Source organism: Bombilactobacillus thymidiniphilus (genome assembly GCF_023380245.1).
GTDB lineage: Bacteria > Bacillota > Bacilli > Lactobacillales > Lactobacillaceae > Bombilactobacillus > Bombilactobacillus thymidiniphilus.
The window spans coordinates 424,322-444,947 of sequence record NZ_CP093365.1 but is presented as its reverse complement, the minus strand read 5'-3'; the positions used below and the strand labels follow the sequence as shown (position 1 = coordinate 444,947).

Sequence of the window (20,626 nt, the reverse complement as noted above, 5' to 3'; positions counted from 1 at the left end):
TTTTCTGGGGTTATTTTTATCCACGGTAAGGTAAAATTAATTTTTGATGCTCTATAATATGACCATTCATCGCATGTTTTAGCTCATTTAACCAAAAACCATCAGTAAGATTTAACTTTTTATCCAATGCAAAAATACGTAATTCGTATAAATGCAATCCTTGTGGTGGTGTAGGACCATTGAAATGCTGGTTAATCTTTGGATTAGTTTGTCCAATCAATGATCCTGCTGTTGAATTTTTACCTTGCAAGAAGTTAAAGGTTGGGTGTTGGCTAGCATCTTCTGGAATTTGTTGAATATCTGTAGGAATGTTAGCTGCGGTCCAGTGGATCCACTCAAAACCACAAACCGGAATCGAATCTGGATCTACAAGTGTCAATGCTAGAGATTGAGCTAACGGATTAATATTATTAATTATTATCGGGAAAGAACGCAATGGATAATGTTGTTGTGCAATATCAACAGCTGCAGCAAATTTACCATATTTTTTAGGCAATTGACCATTTTGTAAAGTAACATTAATTTCCATTAGTAAGACCTCTTAATTTATCTGTTATAATCGCGCTAGGTATTTAATTTTTGAAAATAAATCAGCTGTAATTATAGCAATCTAGGTGAAAGAAATGCAAATAAGCGAATTTAGTTTAGCAGTACAACAATTATATCAACAAGTTAAAAAGAAATTTTCTAAAGAAATCCATATTGATTTAAATGATACTAGGCAATCTTGGCTAGCTTTTGATCAGTCAGGGCATCGAATTGATGAAGCAGGCAACTTGCAGATCCGTCTGGTGCAGTCTGCAGATTTGAACTTTACGTTGGCCCATGAATTGCGTCACATTTTATTGGAATTGGATTCTGCAGTGGCAATTTATTTTCCAGTAACAACTACTAACCCACAATTAGACCAGCAAATTAAAGCTACTGCTATATCTTTGATTGGTTGTGTGGAACATGTTTTATTAACTAAGCAACAACGGCAAACGAAAGAAATTACGCTGGAAATAGAGCAGTTGTTTTGCGCAGGGGTTCAACAAAAGTTACCTGACAAAGAACAACAAAGTGATTATTTTGTATTTAGTGTTTTAGTTTTACTAGATAGTCTGGTCTTTAGTGAAGGACGTGATTTAAATCAATGGCAAGTTGCTTATCCAAAAGCCTATCAAGCAGCTAATAAAATGTATCAAGATATTTTGCAACCTGCTAAAGTGGAACAAATAACAGGGATGCGCCGAACAATTGTTAAATTATTGCAGACTTTTAATCAGTTTTTAGCAAAGCATCATTACCAAGAACTGCCATATCAGGATTTTGTGGCGATACAACCAATTTTGAGTGCACGTCAGCTGCGTTTAAATGTTGACCAAGTTTTCAAAATTAAGCATCTAACCTATCTATCTTTGGCAACGCGCCAACCGGCTTATGTTTTAGTAGGTGCTAATGATGGTCAGTTGGTAGGCGATTTACATTTAGATGCAAAAAATGTGGATACGCCACAAGGCTATCTAGCAATTTATCAACAAACGATACAAACTTTTTTACAGCAACAAAAACTTAGTTATCAACTACGTCCTGGGGGGTAAAAAATAATGGAATTACAGCAATTAATAGATCAAGCTAACTTTGTAACTTTTATGACTGGTGCCGGAGTGTCTACTGCTTCGGGAATTCCGGATTATCGCTCACAAACTGGTGTTTATGCAGGAAAGCAAAATGCTGAATATCAACTCAGTCATGATAATTTTGTGAATCATCCGCAAGATTTTTGGGAATTTGTCAAAACTAATCTGTATTTTCCAGAAGCTGAACCTAATGTTATCCATCAAAAAATGGCTGATATTGCACAACGAAAAGGTATGATTATCACGCAAAACGTTGATGGTTTAGACAAAAAGCTGCAAAATGAAAATGTTATTGAATTTCACGGCAATATTTATGATACTTATTGTACCAAATGCCAGCAACCGGTAGCTTGGCAACAATATTTGCAGAATTATCAACATGAAAATTGTGGTGGTTTAATTCGCCCGCATGTAGTTTTATACGGTGAAGGAATCGCTGAACAAGCTGTACAACAATCAGTAGCTGCAGTGGTAAAAGCTGATTTATTAATTATTGTCGGTACTAGTTTTCAAGTGTATCCATTTGCTGGTTTATTGCAATATCGAACTCCAAATGCGCGCTTGGTTGCTATTAATAAAACACCATTAGAGGTCGGTATTAATGACGTGATGATTACCGGTGATGCAGTGGACGTATTTCGACAAATAAATCTTGATTAATTGCAGATTAATCGGCAAACATTTCGCACACGTAGGTTCAATGCTATAATTTAAACAATGATAGAGGAAGTGGGGCACATAATATGTCTGACCGAGAAACATTTTATATAACGACACCAATTTATTATCCATCAGGTAAGTTAACAATTGGTAATTCTTACACTACAGTGGGTGCTGATACGCTAGCGCGTTATAAAAGATCACGTGGCTTTGATGTTTTTTTCTTAACTGGTACTGATGAACATGGTCTTAAGATTGAAGAAAAAGCACAAGCACAAAATATTGATCCCCAAACTTATGTGGACAAAATGGCAACTGATATTAAACAATTATGGCAATTGCTGGAAATTTCTAATGATAATTTTATTAGAACTACTGACCAGCAACATGTGCAAGCCGTGCAAAATATTGTACAAAAACTGATCGACAGTGGTGATGTTTATTTAGGAGAATATGTTGGCTGGTATTCAGTTGATGATGAAGAATATTTTACTGAATCACAGCTAGCGGAAGTTTATCATGATGATTCTGGGCAAGTGATTGGTGGTAAGGCCCCTAGTGGACATGAAGTTCAATTAGTAAAAGAACCTTCTTATTTCTTCAAAATGAGTAAATACGCGGATCGATTGTTGCAGTATTATGAAGATCATCCCGAATTTATTCAACCGGAAAGTCGCAAAAAGGAAATGATCAATAATTTCATTAAGCCCGGTTTGGAAGATTTGGCTATGTCACGAACAAGTTTTAGTTGGGGTGTGCCAATCCCCAGTGACCCTAAACACGTCGTTTATGTATGGGTAGATGCGTTATTGAACTATATTACCGCTTTAGGTTATGGTACGGCTGATCAAAGTAAATTTAATCGATACTGGCCAGCTGATGTACATTTTGTTGGTAAAGAAATTGTGCGTTTTCACACTATTTATTGGCCAATCATTTTGATGGCATTGGATTTGCCATTACCAAAACAAATTTTTGGACATGGTTGGTTGCTGATGAAAGATGGCAAAATGTCTAAATCTAAGGGAAATGTGGTTTACCCCGAGATGTTAGTTGAACGTTATGGCTTGGATCCATTGCGTTATTACTTGATGCGAGCTATTCCTTTTGGCAGTGATGGTGTATTCACACCGGAAGATTTTATTCAGCGAATTAATTATGATTTAGCTAATGATTTGGGCAACTTATTGAATCGAACTGTTTCGATGATTAATAAATATTGTGCTGGTCAAATTCCTGAATTGCAATTGAAGCAGACGGACGTGGATCAAGAATTAGAAGATGCTGCAGCTCAAACTATTGCAGGTTATGATAGTGCCATGGATAAATTTCAGTTTTCGACTGCTTTGGATATTACTTGGCAATTTATTTCACGGGCTAATAAGTATATTGATCAAACAAGTCCTTGGACATTGGCTAAAGATGAGTCTCAAAAAGCACGCTTAAATAATGTGATGGCACATTTAGCTGAAGCTTTGCGGATTATCGCTATTTTGATTAGTCCGGTGATGACACATGCGCCACAAAAGATTTTTACACAACTTGGTTTTGGACCGAACGATATGAAGAATGTGGCTTATGGTCATTTACCGCAGACTAAAGTTGTCGAAAAGCCTACACCAATTTTTCCACGATTAGATATGGATGAAGAAGTGGCTTATGTTAAGGAACAAATGAATCAACAACAAAAAAAAGCTCAGGTTGCTGGTACTTTGAAAACTTCTAAATCTGCAGCAACTAAAGCGCAAGCCGATGAGGATAATGTAAAAAAAGCAGAGATTCAAATTGATGATTTTGCTAAGGTGCAGATTAAGGTTGCCCAAATTTTGGCAGTGGATAAAGTAAAGGGCGCTGATCGTTTACTACAATTTAAATTGGATGTTGGTGAAAGTAAACCGCGCCAAATAATTTCGGGTATTGCTACGTATTATCCAGATCCGCAAGTATTAGTAGATCAAAAAGTTTTAGCAATCACTAACTTACAACCGCGCAAGATGCGTGGACAAATCAGCTCAGGCATGTTGTTATCTGCTGAACATAACGGTCAAGTCCAATTAATTACAGTAGCTGAAGATTTAGTTAATGGATCAAGTGTTGAGTAGAAGGTGACTATGAAAATTTTTGATACACATACGCATTTAAATGATGATCCTTTATGGGATCAAGTGCCAGATTATTTGCAAACAGCTGAGCAGTTATCCGTGGATAAAATGGCAATTGTAGGCTCTAATCAAAAGTTTAATCAGCGTGCTGTGCAGTTGGCTCAACAATATGCTAATTTGTATGCGGTGATTGGGTGGCATCCTGAAGATGCAGATGCTTATGATGAACCAGCTTTAAGTGAACAATTGCAACAAAAAAAAGTTGTGGCGATTGGTGAAATTGGGTTGGATTATCATTGGGAACAAAATCCTAGTGCTAAGGAACAGCATGCTGTGTTTATTCAGCAACTAGAATTAGCACAACAAAATAGTATGCCAGTCAATATCCACACTCGCGATGCTTTAGCCGACACTTATGAAATATTACGGCAGCATCCTGTGGCTCATGGTATGATTATGCACAGCTTTAATGGAAGTCTTTATTGGCTGGATAAATTTTTGGAATTAGGTTGTTATATTTCTTACAGTGGGGTTGTCTCATTTAAAAATGCACCAGAAGTACGTCAGGCCGCTTTACAGACACCGCTAGACCGAATTTTAGTGGAAACGGATGCACCCTATTTAACGCCAGAACCTCACCGTGGTGAGAAGAATCAACCTGCTTATGCACATTATGTAGCGCAGGCAGTTGCACAAACAAAAAATATTCCGTTAGCCACTTTAGCACAAGCGACTTGGGAAAATGCACACAAGGTTTATCAGGTAAATGACAAAAATTAAAGAAGTTATTGTAGTAGAAGGTCGCGATGATACAGCGCGCTTGCACCAAGTTTTGGGCGACGTAGATACCATTGAGACTAATGGTTCAGAAATTAGTGATCAAACCATTGAATTGATTAGAAAGGCTCAAAATAAACGTGGAGTGATTGTAATTACGGATCCTGATTTCAATGGTGAACGGATTAGGCGCAAAATTGTAGCTGCTGTTCCGGGAGTCAAGCAGGCTTTTTTGCGTCGACAAGATAGTGTTCCGTCTAGTCGTCGCGGTAGCCTTGGCTTAGAGCACGCTAGCAGTTCTGTAATTAAAAAAGCTTTATCAGCCTTGTGGACAACTACGACTACGGAAAATGCTGCAATTACAGCACAAAACCTAATTGATTGTGGTCTAGTAGGGCAAAAACAGTCTAGGCGCTTGCGCGAGTTAGTGGGCGATATATTGCATATTGGTTATGCTAATTCTAAGCAATTTCAGCGACGCTTGGCCATGTTTAAAATCACGTTACCCCAGCTGACCAAAGCTTTACAGCAAGCAAAAGAGGAATTACATGACAGTTGAAAAATTTGACATTGCAGATCCAGTACGGACGCGAGCAATTTTAGAAAAGTATCGAATTCGTCCGAAAAAAAGTTTAGGGCAAAATTTTTTGAATGCACCGGTGGTAATCGATCAAATTGTTGACAGTGCGCAAATTGGATCTACGGACATTGTTTTAGAAATTGGTCCAGGTATTGGTGCTTTAACGCAGCAATTAGCCAAAGTAGCCCACAAAGTTTTTGCATTTGAATTGGATCAAAATTTATTACCAGTTTTACAAGAAAATTTAGCAGATTATTCTAATGTACAAGTGATTAATGCAGATTTTTTGCAAATTGATTTGCGGCAATTCTTTACAAAAAATGATTTACAAACGAAATCTATTAAGGTAGTAGCCAACTTGCCATATTATGTTACAACACCCATTTTATGGCATTTGTTGAATGCACAAGTTTCCTTGCAGCGATTAGTATTAATGATGCAAAAAGAAGTGGCAGAGCGTTTAAGTGCCCAACCTAATCATCGAGAATACGGTGCTTTAAGTGTTGCTGTACAAACCAAGACTGAAGTAGAAATTACGCAAATTGTGCCACGTTCAGCATTTGTACCCCAGCCTAATGTTGACTCGGCAGTTGTTAGTTTTGATCTAACAAAAAAGCCAGATTATGGTATTCAAGATACTGAATTATTTATGAAAGTGGTTAATGCGGTATTTAAGCAAAAACGCAAAAATTTGTGGAACAATTTAATTAATTTGGTTGGTAAAACAACTGCTAATAAAGAACAGTTACAAGAAATATTTGATCAATTACAGTGGTTGCACCAAGTTAGAGCAGAGCAATTATCGATTGCTGATCTAGTTAAATTGGCTAAATTATTACACGCTACCAATTTAGTATAAATTATTATTTATAATATATTAATTGAAATTTGTTTTGTTTAATGGTATAATCAAGCAACAAAGGGGTTGAGTTTATGCCGGCAACATTTGCTTCGATTAAAAATAAGTTGGATAATCACGTGGGTGAAAGCATTACTGTAATTGCTCAAGTTGGTCGCAAAAGGGTAACTCGTCGCCATGGCAAGTTAGCGGAAACTTTTCATTCTGTTTTTGTCGTTGATCTAGATCAGACAGAAAATTCTTTTGAACGTGTTTCATATAGTTATGCTGATTTGTTGACAAAGTCAATTGAATTAACTTTTGAATAGGAGATTGTCGCAAAGACAATCTTTTTTTATGTTTAAATTAGCTTTCAAGTCAAATAATGTTTAAATTATCAGGTATAATTAGCAATAAATTGATTATTAAGTAGGTATTTATTATGAAAGTGCGACGTAGCGAACGTTTAATAGACATTACCAATTACTTAAAGGCACGTCCGCATGAATTGGTGCCTTTGACTTTTTTTGCTAAGAAATATCAATCTGCCAAATCATCAATCAGCGAAGATATCACGATTGTGAAACATGCCTTTTTAAGGAATAATATTGGTTTAATTCAAACTTTACCCGGCGCTGGTGGTGGTGTTTTATATACGCCAGGTATTAACCAGGCTACTGCTAATAATTATTTGCTGGATTTGCAACAGCAATTAGCTGATCCCCAGCGGATTTTACCCGGAGGTTATCTTTATTTATCGGATATGTTAGGAAATTCTGCAGTATTGAAAAAAATTGGTCGCTTAATTGCTACGCAGTATGCAAAAGACAATATTGATGTGGTAATGACGATGGCTACTAAAGGGATCCCGATTGCCCAAAGTGTTGCAAGTTATTTGAATGTGCCATTTGTGATCGTACGACGCGAATCCAAAATTACTGAAGGTCCTACTTTAAGTGTCCACTATGCTTCTGAATCTGCACATCATGTTGAAAAAATGGAACTTTCTAAGCGAAGTTTGCTGGTTAATTCACATGTTTTAGCTGTAGATGATTTTATGAAGGGTGGCGGTACAATTAAAGGAATGACGAATTTAATCCAAGAGTTTGAAAGTGATTTAGTTGGTGCTACCGTGTTAGTGGAAGCTAAAGATGATGGCAATCCAACTTTTGATCACGGGGCTACGGCATTATTTAATGTCAGTGGTCTAGAAGAAGCGCAACCAGAATTACAAGTTAATCTAGGAAATTATCTGGAACAAGTTGATTTTAGTCTCTTTGAAACAACAAATTATTGAGCGCTATAAATCAATAATGTATGATTATTATGTAAAAGTAAAAATGAAATTGAAGGGAACAAGTAATGGCTGATCGTTTTACCGTGATTTTGGCGGCAGGTAAGGGAACCCGCATGAACTCACAATTGTATAAAGTATTACATCCAGTTTGTGGACGAGCTATGGTTGACCATGTTTTAACGCAAGTTGAAGCTATTTCGCCCACGCAAGTAGTTACTGTGGTTGGCTTTGGTTCAAACGGCGTCCAAGATTTGTTGCAGCAAAGAACCGAGTATGCTTTTCAACAAGAACAATTAGGTACTGCCCATGCTGTTTTGCAAGCAGAAGATATTTTGGGTGACAAAACTGGGACAACATTAGTGATTAGCGGTGACACACCGTTGTTCACTGCACAAACTTTACAGGACTTATTTGCTTACCATGAACAAAATAAAGCTGCAGCGACAGTTTTGACTGCAAAAGCTCCAGATCCTTTTGGTTATGGGCGTGTTTTGCGCAATGATACTGGTCAAGTTACGCAAATTGTAGAACAAAAAGATGCTACGGTTGAACAACAAGCAGTTGCAGAAATTAATACTGGTGTTTACTGTTTTGATAATCAAAAGTTGTTTGCATATTTACATCAGGTCAATAACGATAATGCGCAAGGCGAATATTATTTACCAGATGTAATTGGCTTGATGCAAGCAAATCAAGATAAAGTAATAGCTTATCAAATGCCTGATTTTACTGAATCTTTAGGGGTTAATGATCGTGTAGCATTGGCGCAAGCTAACCGTATTATGCAAGCGCGGATTAATGAAAAACATATGCGCGCTGGTGTTACTTTTCAAGACCCTACTAGTACAACAATTGATATCGATGTTCAAATAGGAAATGATACTTTGATTGAACCCAATGTAGTGCTAAAAGGTAAAACTAAAATTGGTTCAGATTGTTATATTACCAGTGGTTCACGGATTGTGGATTCTTGTTTGGCTGATCATGTGCGTGTGGTGAGTTCGACTTTAGAGCAAGCTACAATGCACAGTTATAGTAACATTGGACCAAATTCTCATCTGCGTCCACTGGCTGAAATTGGTGAGCAGGCTCATATCGGGAACTTTTGTGAAGTAAAGAATGCTTTGATAGGTCCGCGCAGTAAAGTGGGACACTTGAGTTATGTAGGTGATGCTACAATTGGCAGTGATGTTAATATAGGCTGTGGAGTAGTTTTTGTTAACTATGATGGTGTTCAAAAATTTCATACCCAGGTCGGTGATCATGCTTTTATTGGTAGTAATGCTAATATTGTGGCACCAGTCACAATTGCCGATCATGCTTTTGTAGCGGCAGGTTCGACCATTACGGCTGATATTAACCGTCACGATATGGCGATAGGTCGGGCTAGACAAGTTAATAAGCCTGACTATTGGTCTAAGTTGCCTTTAGGACAAGATCCTGATTGGAATTAATGTTTTTGGTCTAGTAATTAAATATTTTATGTATAGAAAGTTGAGAAACGATGTCGATAATGAGCTCTGGCAATCATATGAAAATCTTTGCTTTAAATTCTAATAAGCCTTTGGCTGGAAAAATTGCTAAAGAAGTGGGGATACCCTTAGGTAAATCTTCGGTAAAACGTTTTAGTGATGGGGAAATTCAAATCAACATCGAAGAAAGTATTCGTGGTTCAGAAGTTTTTTTGATCCAATCAACAGCTGATCCGGTCAATGACAATTTGATGGAATTATTAATTATGATTGATGCTTTGCGTCGTGCTTCGGCAGCGATGATTAATGTGGTGATTCCTTATTACGGTTATGCGCGGCAAGATCGTAAAGCTCGAGCACGTGAACCTATTACTGCAAAATTAGTCGCTAATATGTTACAAAATACTGGTGTGGATCGTGTGTTGGCATTAGATTTACATGCAGTACAAATTCAGGGCTTTTTCGATATTCCTGTTGATCATTTGAACGCGTCTCCTTTGTTGGCTGATTATTTCCTAGAAAATAGTTTGGAAAAAGATGCTGTGGTTGTTTCGCCTGATCATGGTGGTGTTGTTCGTGCACGTCGATTAGCAGAATTTTTGAAGGCGCCTATTGCAATTATTGATAAAAGACGACCGCGTCCCAATGTGTCAGAAGTTATGAATATCATCGGTGATGTTAAAGATAAACGTTGTATCATTATTGATGATATGATTGATACTGCTGGAACCATTTCTTTGGCTGCTGAAGCTTTGAAAGAAGCGGGTGCTAATGAAGTTTATGCTTGCTGTACGCATGCTGTTTTGTCCGGTCCAGCAATTAAGCGCCTAGATGATGCGCCGATTGAGCAACTTGTGGTAACTGATTCAATTCAAATACCAGAAGAAAAAAAGATTTCTAAGATGGTGGAAATATCAGTAGCTCCATTGCTTGGGGAAGCGATCAAACGGATTTATGGCAACGAACCAGTTAGTCCATTATTCCAAAATCGTTTTAAAAGACATTAAATATTTGCTTACTATGTAAAATAAAAAACGACAGAATTTAATTATTCTGTCGTTTTTTGTTATCTATTATAAAATAGGACCAGCGTTGGAAGTTGTGCTAGCCTCAATTGTTTGAGTATCTTTTAACACATAGTTATAAGGTGGTTGCCAAGTAACAGGATTAAATCCTTGTTCGATACCATTATCAAGTAATAAATGATCATTGAAAAGGGTCTGTTTCATAGTTAAATTAGTAGCTTTGAAATTTTTGATAATGTTCTTTTGTTTCATTTTGGCAATATTAATTGCATTATTTTCTGCGAGAACTTGGGACTCAAAGCCAGCACCAATGATATATTTAGCTTGATAACCGGATTGATTAGTATTTGTAAAATAATTATTGAACAAATGAACTTGACCAAAGCGTACGCGCGGTTGACGTTGGACAATATCCTCAAAAATATTATCATTTAAAGTAACATGCAATTTGCCGCGATCAGAAGTTTTGGAATCACTGTTTCCAATTAGCATCGTTTTATCATGGTTAGTAATTTTACTATTAGAAATAGTAATATAATCGGCACCATTAACAATATCCATCACACCATCATGATGTTGATATTTACGACCAAAATATTTTTCTGATTCACTGTCAGGATGTTTACCATCAGTAAAATAATTGTGATCTAACCAAACTTTTTGCGCACCTTTGATTGTGATGCTGTCATACTCAGAGTTCCAATTACCGAATTCATCATCGGTAGGATCCCATTGTGGGAAAAAGTCGTATGGTGTCTCAAAAGAGATGTTACGGATAATAATATTGGTGCTATTCTTCAAATTCAGATTGCCACCATCAATTGCGGCATTGTTGATGCCAAAAATAGTTGTATTAGAAGGAATGTTCACTGTGATTTGCTTATTTTGATTTTTTTGAGAACGATAACGCGCTTCTTCTAATTTACCACTAGGAACTTTATCATAGCCCCAGTTTTGTGGATCATAGGCTTTTAAATAATCGGGCAAATTGTAATCAGGATCCGCATAGTCGTCGGCTGTTAATTCACGTCCTTGACTATCGGCGTTCATATTGATTTTACCATCGACAACAATCAATAAGTCTTCACCATTTTTATTTTTTTTCAATGCCTTGACTAATTGTTCACGATTACGTACGACAAAAGTATGCTTAGTGTCGGCTTGAAAGCCACCAGTAGTACCAGAGGCAAAACCATTGTCTTTGCCTGCAATTTGTCTAGCTTGTTGATTAATAGCCGGTTCTAGTGTATCTGCTGCGGCAACCTTGTTATTTGCCAGTGTAGCACTACCAGCTAAAAAAATAGCTGCTGTAAGCCACAATTTTTTGAATTTGATCATTGTGATTATTCTACCTCTATCCTTATGTCTGAAATTGGGTGCATTCATGTGATTGTACCTAATTGGAGCTCTAATTAAGCGACAAATGAATCATCATAAATAATTAATAACTTTTATTGTTAATAATTATTGGTCATACATCAAATGAAAAAATCGGGTGCCTATAATCTCCTTTCTGTAATTGATAGGTTTTTGCTTATTGTTAAGATGGGAATTATGATAATCATCAAGTTAGCAATAAGTAAAGCGACCAAAAGTTATCATCACAATAACTATTTTACTATAGTTGAATATCAATGTTTAGTATAATTTATTTTATGAAATAAATTTTTATTACTTATATATGTTAATTGTTGCTATTTTTAAGTTCGTCACGGATTTCTTGTAAATATTTGACCGATAAATCATCATTGCTTGGTGCAGCAGATGGCTGAGGTTTTTTGATTTTATTGATTGCTTTAACTATTAAGAAGATCACAAAAGAAATAATTAAAAATTCAATTACAGCATTTAGAAAATTACCAATTTGAAACATACCAATTTTCAAAGATGATAAATCAATTTTACCTAAAAATAAGCCGATAAAGGGATTTAAAATATATTTAGTCAAAGCACTGACGATGTTGTTAAAAGCGCCCCCAATAATAACGCCGATCGCTAGATCAAGTACATTTCCTCTAGTAATAAATTGCTTGAATTCTTTCAGCAATTAGATCATCTCCTATAGTATTATAGTAACTAATTTACTAAAGAATTGTTGTTAATATGTTCTTGGAAATTTTGCAGATAAGGTGTCAAAGTTCTATTTTGTGGATCAAGCAGCATTTCTTTCGGAAAATAAAGTCGCTGATCACCAGTAAAATGGCCACTTAAGGCACTGACAATGTCACTTTTTGTAGATAACTCTACCAAAGTATCGTCGGGTTGTATTAATTCGATTTGCGTCTTAGGCTCTTTGGAAGAAGGATCATAGGAATCATAAGGTAGATCAAAACTATTATTTAAAGCACTGTAAAATTCACGAGTGAACCCAGCATCTTTTACCCAATCACGCATTTTATTAACTAAATCAATTTGTTCAGGCTGATAAGTGATAGATTTGAACGGATGCCGATCCAAAAAGCGGTGCACTAAATCGCGTAAAATAGAATCAGGGTGATCACGCCATAAATTAAAATAAGTATTTAAAGCATCATCATCCAGGCGCAAATAGTTGGTTACACTGATCTTTTTTTGAAAAAAAGGTACCAATAATTGTGGTAGTGCTTCGTCAGTTAATTGTTGATTGTGATACAAAAACTGTGCTCGTTGTAGCAATTTTAGTAATACTACTTCCATGCCCCGTGAAACAGGATGAAAATAAACTTGCTGATACATTTGAAAGCGCGACACAATATAGTCTTCGATCGCGTGCATGCCCTCAATATTAAAGGCAATACCATCTTGATAAGGACGAATCACGCGCATAATGCGATCTAAGTCAAAAGTTCCATAATTAGTACCAGTAAAATAAGCATCACGCAATAAATAATCCATTCGATCTGAATCAATTTGACTGGAAATCATTTGCACAACTTGTTCATTAGGGTAGGTTTTGGCAATTACACTGGCTACTTTTTCAGGGAAATCTGAGCTAACGTGACGTAAAATCTGATTTACTTCGGTTTGTGGTGAAGTAATAATTTGGCGAGTCCAAGCTTCGTGATCAGTATTAAAAATATGCTCAAACGTATGTGAATAAGGCCCATGCCCGATATCATGTAGCAAAGCAGCACACAAAGCTACTAAACGTTCATCATCATTCCATAAGCCATCACCCGTTTTTTTGCTGGGATAATTGCGCGCAAAATTGTCACAAATGCGACGTGTAATTTCATAAACACCCAAACAATGGGCAAATCTAGTATGTTCGGCACCATGAAAAGTCATTGATGTTGTACCTAATTGCTTGATACGTCTTAAGCGTTGAAATTCAGGGGTATTGATTAAATCTAAAATTATCCGATTTTCAATGTGAATATATTTATGCACAGGATCGCGAAAAACTTTTTCATGTGGCAATAAAAATTGTGTCTGTTCCATAATTTAGCTCCTTAATAAAATTTGATTCAATTGTTTTTGATTGCGTAATTCTTTGTTAAATAGCTCAGAAAAATCAGGTAATTTAATCAGTTGCTCGTTACTCAATAAGTCAATTGTTGATGATTTTGGCTTGAGTATTTGTAATAAACGCTTCTTAAAAATAGCGACAGTCAACTGCTCTGATGTGAAATCATTCAAATTAGCCATGGAATCTGGATTAACGGTAGGAAAATGGGGATCATAATTAGTATTAGCTTGTTTATAAAATTGGTGTAGCAAATTTCCACGTTGCAGTTGCGCACCATTGATGGATAAATAAGCCATAATGACTAAAGCTTGATGTTGGCGACGCTGTGCTAAACCAGCAATTTTTTTATGCTGGATAACTAAATCAAAATCACCTGGACAATAAGAATCAGAGATTTCATAGTGCTCAATTGTCAGTGTGGGAAACATTTGTTGGATTAATTTATACAAAATAAAATACGCTTTTTCTATGGAAATGGTGCTGGCATTGGGTAAAAATACGCTTAAATTAATTGTTCCTGCATCACTCACGACAGCTAAACCGCCGGAATTACGCAACATATAAGCATAATTTTTGGCTCGCAATAAATTGACCCCAGCTTTTAAATTATTTAAATGTTTGTCGCGCAGTCCGAGAATAACAGTAGGCTGACTCTGCCATAGATGAATTATTGGTTGTTGGATTTGTTGACAATAATATAATAAATAACTGGTTTCTGGGAAAATATTTTGCAGTTGCTGAGTAGTTTGATAATTTTGATCATAGATCACTAAATTTTTATCCGGCATAATATCCCTCAATATTTCTTAAATATACTATAATAAATGTATTATAAAACAAAATCTGAGGTGGGGTTACTATGGAACGAAATGCCCAAAACGTGCAAGTCCATTTGAAGACGCAAGTTGTGCAGGATGGCGAGATCAATAATTACCATGTCGACCAGGCTGGTGAAGTCGTACGCTTAGGCGACAAGTTGTATATTCGTTATCAAGAAGCGCCTGCAGAACAGGAAAATGAAAATGTGAAGGTTATTGTTAAAATTGATTCTGACAATCAAATTTCTATTAAACGTAAAGTTGGTAATAATTTGACAACTAATATGGTTTTTAATCAATTAGCAGAACAAAATTTTGATTATCAAACGGCTTTTGGTGCCCTGAAATTAGTTTCACGTACTAAAAAACTAAACGTTTTAGTAGCCAAAGCTCCCTTTTCTGGGCAAATTGATCTAGATTATTCTTTACATTCGGGTGATAATTTAATTGGAGATTACAAGTTACAATTGATTTTTAGTTGAGTAATCGGTACTATTGTTATTAGACTGTTGAAAGGACGTGTACGTGGTTGACTGTAGAACTCAAACAATTCGACGGCGAAGACAAGAAAGATTTATCAATGATCGAAGTAGCACACGCAATCTTAGAACAAAAGGGATCCGCTTTATCTTTTGCTGATATTGTGAACGCAATTCAACAATTTATGGATACAAGTGATAGTGAAATTCGTGAGCGCTTGCCGCAATTTTATACAGATTTAAATAGTGATGGTGGTTTTATTTCTTTAGGTGAGAATGTTTGGGGGTTGCGTACCTGGTATCCTTACGACTCAGTTGATGAAGAAGTGAACCATCCTGAAGACTCGGATGAGAGTCATATTCCTAAAATTAAACGGGTTAATGCTTTCTTGGATGATGAAGAAGATGATGATGTCATTGATTATGATGATGATACTTCTTCTAGCAGTGACGATGATGATCTAAGTGATGATCATGTTCCTGATTTGTCACAATTTGCTCAACAAGATATAACTTTTGGCAATGATGATGATGATAATTTAGGTAGTAATAATAATTTGGCAGATGGGCTTGAAGGTGATTTAAGCGAATTTTCTGCTGATGACGATGAAGAATAATTTATTGTTTGACAATTAAGCCCAATCCTTATAAAATATCGTCTGGGCGCTTTAGTGTGCGTTGAAGGCTTCTCCGTTCTATGGAAGGGGAGGTCTTTTTTAAGTTTAATTAATTCCCCAATATAAAATGACAGAGGAGAAAAACATGACTAAATATATCTTTGTAACAGGTGGGGTTGTTTCTTCGCTGGGTAAGGGAATCGTAGCAGCATCTTTAGGAAGACTGTTGAAAAATCGGGGACTCAAGGTAACTTTACAGAAATTTGATCCCTATATTAATGTTGATCCTGGAACTATGAGCCCTTATCAGCATGGTGAAGTTTTTGTTACTGATGATGGTGCTGAAACGGATCTAGATTTAGGACATTATGAACGTTTCATTGATAATGATCTGAATAAATATTCTAATGTGACAACAGGTAAACTATATTCAGAAATTTTACGTAAAGAACGTAAAGGCGATTATAATGGTGCTACCGTGCAAGTTATCCCTCATGTTACGAATATGATTAAAGAAAAAATTATGCGTGCAGCAACTACTACTGATTCTGATGTGGTTATTACCGAGGTTGGTGGAACAGTCGGTGATATCGAATCTTTGCCTTATTTGGAAGCTTTAAGACAGATGAAGGCTGAAGTTGGTTCAGAAAATGTGGTCTATATTCACACTACTTTAGTGCCTTATTTACGAGCTGCTGACGAAATGAAGACTAAACCCACACAGCATAGTGTCAAAGAATTGCGTGGAGTTGGGATCCAGCCTAATATTTTGGTTGTTCGAACTGAAAAACCTATTTCCCAGGAAATGCGTAATAAAATTGCATCATTTTGTGATGTGTCACCAGAAGCGGTAATCGAGTCGTTAGATGTTCCCACATTGTATTCCATTCCATTGAATTTACAAAAACAAAGCATGGATCAGATTGTTTGTGACAAATTACAATTAGACGTCCCTGGTGCCGATATGACTGAATGGCAACGGATTGAACAACGAGTTTTGAATCTGCAACATCAAACCACAATTGCTTTAGTTGGTAAATATATTGAATTAAAAGATGCTTATATTTCTGTTGATGAGGCTTTAAAGCATGCTGGTTATACGTTTAACTCTGATATCAAAGTCAAACGGATTAGTGCTGAAAGTATTACAGCTGATAATGTGCAAGAGATCTTCGCTGATGTTGATGGCATTATTATTCCTGGTGGTTTTGGGACACGTGGGTTAGAAGGTATGATCCAGACTGCTAAATATGCGCGGGAAAACGATGTGCCATATTTAGGAATTTGTCTAGGTATGCAAATGGCTTGCGTTGAATATGCGCGCAATGCTGCTGGTATTAAAGACGCTACAACAGGTGAGGTTGATGAATTGGCTGTTGATAAAGTGATTGACTTGATGGCTGATCAAAAAGATGTTGAAAATCGTGGCGGTACTTTGCGCTTGGGTCTTTATCCTTGTAAATTAAAAAAAGATAGCGTGGCTAGTCATGCTTATGGTGAACAAAGTGTGATTCAAGAGCGTCACCGTCATCGTTATGAATTCAACAATGATTATCGTGAGTTGTTAACTAATAGTGGCTTAGTATTTTCTGGCGTTTCACCTGATAATCGTTTAGTAGAAATTGTCGAAGTTCCTGAAAATAAATTTTTTGTTGGTGTGCAATATCATCCAGAATTTTTGTCCCGTCCTGATCGACCTGAACCAATTTTTAAAGAATTTATTGCGCAAGCAAGTGGCTTAACGGAAATAGGTATTTAATAGGGTGTACTTTAACTAGTTTTTGTATTATTATTTTATAGTGAGTTTTGTTCCAATAATAAGGATATGTTATTATTTTTGATTAATTTTTAGATAAAAATTTAAAATATATAATTCAATATGATTTAAATAAGTTAGTGGCTTATATAAATAACTAGTTGAAGAAGGGCTGAGAGTAATATGGCGAAGATGGTTATTAACGGGGGGAAAAGACTTTCTGGATCTGTCACAATCGGTGGCGCAAAAAATAGCACTGTGGCGATCATTCCCGCTACCATTTTGTCGGATACACCTGTCACTTTGGACAGTGTCCCTAAAATTAAAGATGTTTATAATTTGATGGACATGCTTCACGATATGGGGGTGGCGTCTGATTTTCAAAAAGATGTTTTAAAAATTGATCCGACTAATATTCATTTAACACCGCTTCCCCACGGCAAAGTAACTAGTCTGCGAGCATCATATTATTTTATGGGTTCTTTATTAGGTCGTTTTGGTAAAGCGGTCGTGGGTTTTCCAGGTGGTGACGATATTGGTCCGCGACCAATTGATCAACATATTAAAGGTTTTAAAGCCTTAGGTGCTGTAGTTTCTGAAAATAAAAATTCTATTGTCATTGAAGCACCTAATGGATTGCATGGTGCGCGTATTTTTTTGGATATGGTGTCGGTTGGTGCCACGATTAATATTATTTTGGCAGCAGTGCGCGCTAAGGGTGTTACGATCATCGAAAATGCTGCCAAAGAACCGGAAATCATTGATCTAGCAACTTTTTTGAATAATATGGGTGCCAAGATTCGCGGTGCTGGAACACAGACGATTCGCATTATAGGCGTGGCTTCTTTAAAAGCGACTAATGCGCATACAATAATTCCTGATCGTATTGAAGCTGGTACGTATCTTTCTTTGGCAGCCGCTGTTGGTGATGGCGTTTTAGTACAAAATATTATTGCTGAGCATCTAGATGCTTTTTTGGCTAAGTTACAAGAGTTAGGTGTTAATTTAGATGTAAGAGAAGATAGTATTTTTGTGTATCCTAACAGTCAATTGTCGGGCGTTAAGGTCAAGACTAGTCCTTATCCAGGATTTGCTACTGATCTGCAGCAACCATTAACTCCTTTAATGTTGTTGGCAGATAGTTGCAGTACGATTGTCGATACTATTTATCCTAAGAGAACGCGGCATATTCCAGAATTGATTAAGATGGGCGCCAGTATTAAGGTGATTGATGGCACTATTCAAGTTAATCACACGGATAAATTGATTGGTGCGGAAGTTAATGCTGAAGAGATTCGCGGTGGTGCGGCATTAATGGTAGCAGCGTTAATGGCAGAAGGTACAACAGTGATTCATCAAGCAGAGAATATTATGCGCGGTTATGACCGAGTTATTGAGAAATTAACCAACTTAAAAGCGGATGTTACGTATAATGGGACAGAGTTGATTTAAGTTAAACTTGGTTGCAAGTTTAGCTTAATCGTGCTAACATTTTGTACTGTTGGTAATATAATCTCTAATTCAGCAAATGATTTAGGGCAGAGGAGTGTCAATTATGAAAAAAGGAATTCATCCAGATTATCATGAAGTTGTATTCATGGATTCTGCAACCGGTAAGAAATTTTTAGCTGGTTCAACTGTTAATTCTAGTGAAACTGTTGATTATGAAGGTAAAGAGTACCCATTGATTCGGATGGAAATTACATCCGATTCCCATCCCTTTTATACTGGCAAACAAAAGTTTACACAAGCAGATGGTCGAATCGATCGTTTCAACAAGAAATATGGTTTATCAGAACAATAAAAAAACGCCTCTTAATGAGGCGTTTTTTTATTGTATAAAATTACTACTTAGTTCGACTAGTTTTTTGAACAATAATGATATTGACAAATTCTAACAAAGCTGTGGATAAGAATACAAAAGCGTAACCAAATGCACCTGATAAGCAGGCTCCTAGCAGTGGTCCAGCAAAATTACCACTATACATGAAGCTCTGATTATAGCCAAAGATACGTCCAGAAATTTTAGCAGGACTTTCTTTAGCTAAAATTGTTTGTACTTGAGGCAATAAAGCGGCGTTAGAAATACCAACAAGAAAACGCAAGAACATCAATTGCCAGACATTGGTTACAAAAGCCTGTGGAATATAAATCAAAGTAGCAAAAACTAAACCAGCAATCAAAACACGTTTAGTACCGATATGATCACCTAGAGCTCCTAATTTGGAAGCTAATAAAGCTGAAGAAATGCCAGGCATTGCAGTCACGATGCCACTAATTAAAGCCACTTTACTAGAATGGGGCATCAATTGTTTGACATATAGACTGATAATTGGATTGATCGAATTATTCGCAGTTTGGATTAAAAATGTTGTTAAGCACATGCCAATGATGATTTTAGGTGCTGTAAGCTGGTGATAAACTTGTTTGAAAGATAACTCGGCACTTTTAGGTACCGGTGTGAACTCTTCTTTGACAAAGAACAAACATAGAAAAAATGCGGTTAATAACAGTAGACCAGTAATTAAGAAAGGAATGCGAAAGCCCCATAATTGTGACAAAATACCGCCTAGTAAGGGTCCTAATAAATTACCGGAAACCGTTCCTGTGGTTAAAGTGCCTAGAGCTTTACCAACTTTATTAGATGGCGCAGTAGTTGCAATTAAGGTGTTCGAATTACTTATGTAACCAGAAAAGATTCCTTGCAAACCACGCAAAATTACCAATTCATAAACATTACTAACAATTGACATACATCCAATCACAATAGCCATTCCTAAAGAAGCTCGCAAAATAATTAACTTTCGACCTTGCCGATCAGCTAATTTACCCCATAAAGGTGAAATGATCGCTGAGATCAAATAAGTAATCGATGTAGCAATTCCTGTCCATAATGCTACATGTAATGTTGGTGTGTTATTGTTGTGCATCAACGTGGTAATATATAAAGATAAAAAGGGCGTAACCATACTAAAACCAATACCAGCAATAAAATTGCCAAAGGTCAAAATGTACATGTTGCGTTGCCAATAGTGATTTTCTGTTTCCATTAATTTCACTTCCATTTACAAAAAAATATTATAGCACTATGGCTAACCATAGTTTGTCAAAATTAAATAAATTTAAGAGGTTAAT

The 20,626-nt window shown here is 36.4% G+C and carries 21 protein-coding genes; 15 read left to right on the top strand and 6 right to left on the bottom strand.

What is annotated here, in order from left to right:
* Positions 1 to 16: 16 nt before the first annotated feature.
* Positions 17 to 529 (bottom strand): YbhB/YbcL family Raf kinase inhibitor-like protein, encoded by a 513-nt coding sequence (locus MOO47_RS02410; protein ID WP_249513239.1) that lies wholly within the window; start codon positions 527 to 529, stop codon positions 17 to 19.
* A 94-nt stretch (positions 530 to 623) separates the two neighbouring features.
* Between MOO47_RS02410 and MOO47_RS02405 the strand changes: the two genes are divergently transcribed.
* The 10 genes from MOO47_RS02405 to MOO47_RS02360 all read left to right on the top strand — a co-directional run bounded on the left by MOO47_RS02405 (position 624) and on the right by MOO47_RS02360 (position 10,355).
* Positions 624 to 1,583, top strand: a complete 960-nt coding sequence (locus MOO47_RS02405; protein WP_249513238.1) for a hypothetical protein — start codon at positions 624 to 626, stop codon at positions 1,581 to 1,583.
* A 3-nt stretch (positions 1,584 to 1,586) separates the two neighbouring features.
* Positions 1,587 to 2,282: an NAD-dependent protein deacylase gene (locus MOO47_RS02400; RefSeq protein ID WP_249513521.1), complete on the top strand. Its 696-nt coding sequence runs from the start codon at positions 1,587 to 1,589 to the stop codon at positions 2,280 to 2,282.
* Positions 2,283 to 2,365: 83 nt separating this feature from the next.
* Positions 2,366 to 4,384, top strand: a complete 2,019-nt coding sequence (gene metG / locus MOO47_RS02395; RefSeq protein ID WP_249513237.1) for a methionine--tRNA ligase — start codon at positions 2,366 to 2,368, stop codon at positions 4,382 to 4,384.
* A gap of 9 nt (positions 4,385 to 4,393) precedes the next feature.
* On the top strand, positions 4,394 to 5,164 hold the full coding sequence (locus tag MOO47_RS02390; RefSeq protein WP_249513236.1) for a TatD family hydrolase: 771 nt from the start codon (positions 4,394 to 4,396) through the stop codon (positions 5,162 to 5,164).
* Positions 5,151 to 5,720: a ribonuclease M5 gene (gene rnmV, locus MOO47_RS02385; RefSeq protein ID WP_249513235.1), complete on the top strand. Its 570-nt coding sequence runs from the start codon at positions 5,151 to 5,153 to the stop codon at positions 5,718 to 5,720. The genes MOO47_RS02390 and rnmV overlap by 14 nt, the downstream gene beginning before the upstream one ends.
* Positions 5,710 to 6,600 (top strand): 16S rRNA (adenine(1518)-N(6)/adenine(1519)-N(6))-dimethyltransferase RsmA, encoded by an 891-nt coding sequence (gene rsmA, locus MOO47_RS02380; RefSeq protein WP_249513234.1) that lies wholly within the window; start codon positions 5,710 to 5,712, stop codon positions 6,598 to 6,600. The genes rnmV and rsmA overlap by 11 nt, the downstream gene beginning before the upstream one ends.
* A gap of 74 nt (positions 6,601 to 6,674) precedes the next feature.
* The gene (locus MOO47_RS02375; RefSeq protein WP_249513233.1) at positions 6,675 to 6,908 is read left to right on the top strand and encodes a Veg family protein; all 234 of its coding nucleotides are present in this window, start codon (positions 6,675 to 6,677) and stop codon (positions 6,906 to 6,908) included.
* A gap of 113 nt (positions 6,909 to 7,021) precedes the next feature.
* Positions 7,022 to 7,876: a pur operon repressor gene (gene purR / locus MOO47_RS02370; protein ID WP_249513232.1), complete on the top strand. Its 855-nt coding sequence runs from the start codon at positions 7,022 to 7,024 to the stop codon at positions 7,874 to 7,876.
* A gap of 65 nt (positions 7,877 to 7,941) precedes the next feature.
* On the top strand, positions 7,942 to 9,330 hold the full coding sequence (gene glmU, locus MOO47_RS02365; RefSeq protein WP_249513231.1) for a bifunctional UDP-N-acetylglucosamine diphosphorylase/glucosamine-1-phosphate N-acetyltransferase GlmU: 1,389 nt from the start codon (positions 7,942 to 7,944) through the stop codon (positions 9,328 to 9,330).
* A gap of 77 nt (positions 9,331 to 9,407) precedes the next feature.
* Positions 9,408 to 10,355 carry a ribose-phosphate diphosphokinase gene (locus tag MOO47_RS02360; RefSeq protein ID WP_396022050.1) on the top strand — a complete coding sequence of 316 codons (948 nt, stop codon included), beginning with the start codon at positions 9,408 to 9,410 and terminating at the stop codon, positions 10,353 to 10,355.
* Between the two features lie 66 nt (positions 10,356 to 10,421).
* Here MOO47_RS02360 and MOO47_RS02355 read toward each other — a convergent pair whose 3' ends face one another.
* From MOO47_RS02355 to MOO47_RS02340, 4 genes are all read right to left on the bottom strand, one after another.
* Positions 10,422 to 11,711, bottom strand: a complete 1,290-nt coding sequence (locus tag MOO47_RS02355) for a pectate lyase family protein (RefSeq protein ID WP_249513229.1) — start codon at positions 11,709 to 11,711, stop codon at positions 10,422 to 10,424.
* 346 nt (positions 11,712 to 12,057) lie between these two features.
* A complete protein-coding gene (mscL, locus tag MOO47_RS02350; protein ID WP_249513228.1) occupies positions 12,058 to 12,420 on the bottom strand; it encodes a large conductance mechanosensitive channel protein MscL in 363 nt (120 codons plus the stop codon).
* 29 nt (positions 12,421 to 12,449) lie between these two features.
* Entirely contained in the window at positions 12,450 to 13,793 is a 1,344-nt protein-coding gene (locus MOO47_RS02345) for an HD domain-containing protein (RefSeq protein WP_249513227.1), read from the bottom strand.
* A 3-nt stretch (positions 13,794 to 13,796) separates the two neighbouring features.
* A complete protein-coding gene (locus MOO47_RS02340; protein ID WP_249513226.1) occupies positions 13,797 to 14,609 on the bottom strand; it encodes a lipoyl protein ligase domain-containing protein in 813 nt (270 codons plus the stop codon).
* Positions 14,610 to 14,680: 71 nt separating this feature from the next.
* Between MOO47_RS02340 and MOO47_RS02335 the strand changes: the two genes are divergently transcribed.
* The 5 genes from MOO47_RS02335 to MOO47_RS02315 all read left to right on the top strand — a co-directional run bounded on the left by MOO47_RS02335 (position 14,681) and on the right by MOO47_RS02315 (position 19,295).
* Positions 14,681 to 15,121 carry a DUF1934 domain-containing protein gene (locus tag MOO47_RS02335; RefSeq protein ID WP_249513225.1) on the top strand — a complete coding sequence of 147 codons (441 nt, stop codon included), beginning with the start codon at positions 14,681 to 14,683 and terminating at the stop codon, positions 15,119 to 15,121.
* A gap of 47 nt (positions 15,122 to 15,168) precedes the next feature.
* Entirely contained in the window at positions 15,169 to 15,735 is a 567-nt protein-coding gene (gene rpoE / locus MOO47_RS02330; protein ID WP_396022049.1) for a DNA-directed RNA polymerase subunit delta, read from the top strand.
* Positions 15,736 to 15,880: 145 nt separating this feature from the next.
* A complete protein-coding gene (locus MOO47_RS02325; protein WP_249513224.1) occupies positions 15,881 to 17,494 on the top strand; it encodes a CTP synthase in 1,614 nt (537 codons plus the stop codon).
* 180 nt (positions 17,495 to 17,674) lie between these two features.
* Positions 17,675 to 18,943, top strand: a complete 1,269-nt coding sequence (locus MOO47_RS02320; RefSeq protein WP_249513223.1) for a UDP-N-acetylglucosamine 1-carboxyvinyltransferase — start codon at positions 17,675 to 17,677, stop codon at positions 18,941 to 18,943.
* 103 nt (positions 18,944 to 19,046) lie between these two features.
* Positions 19,047 to 19,295, top strand: coding sequence for a type B 50S ribosomal protein L31 (locus MOO47_RS02315; protein ID WP_249513222.1), 249 nt, complete (start codon positions 19,047 to 19,049; stop codon positions 19,293 to 19,295).
* Between the two features lie 43 nt (positions 19,296 to 19,338).
* Here MOO47_RS02315 and MOO47_RS02310 read toward each other — a convergent pair whose 3' ends face one another.
* On the bottom strand, positions 19,339 to 20,541 hold the full coding sequence (locus MOO47_RS02310) for an MFS transporter (RefSeq protein ID WP_249513221.1): 1,203 nt from the start codon (positions 20,539 to 20,541) through the stop codon (positions 19,339 to 19,341).
* Between the last annotated feature and the right edge of the window lie 85 nt (positions 20,542 to 20,626).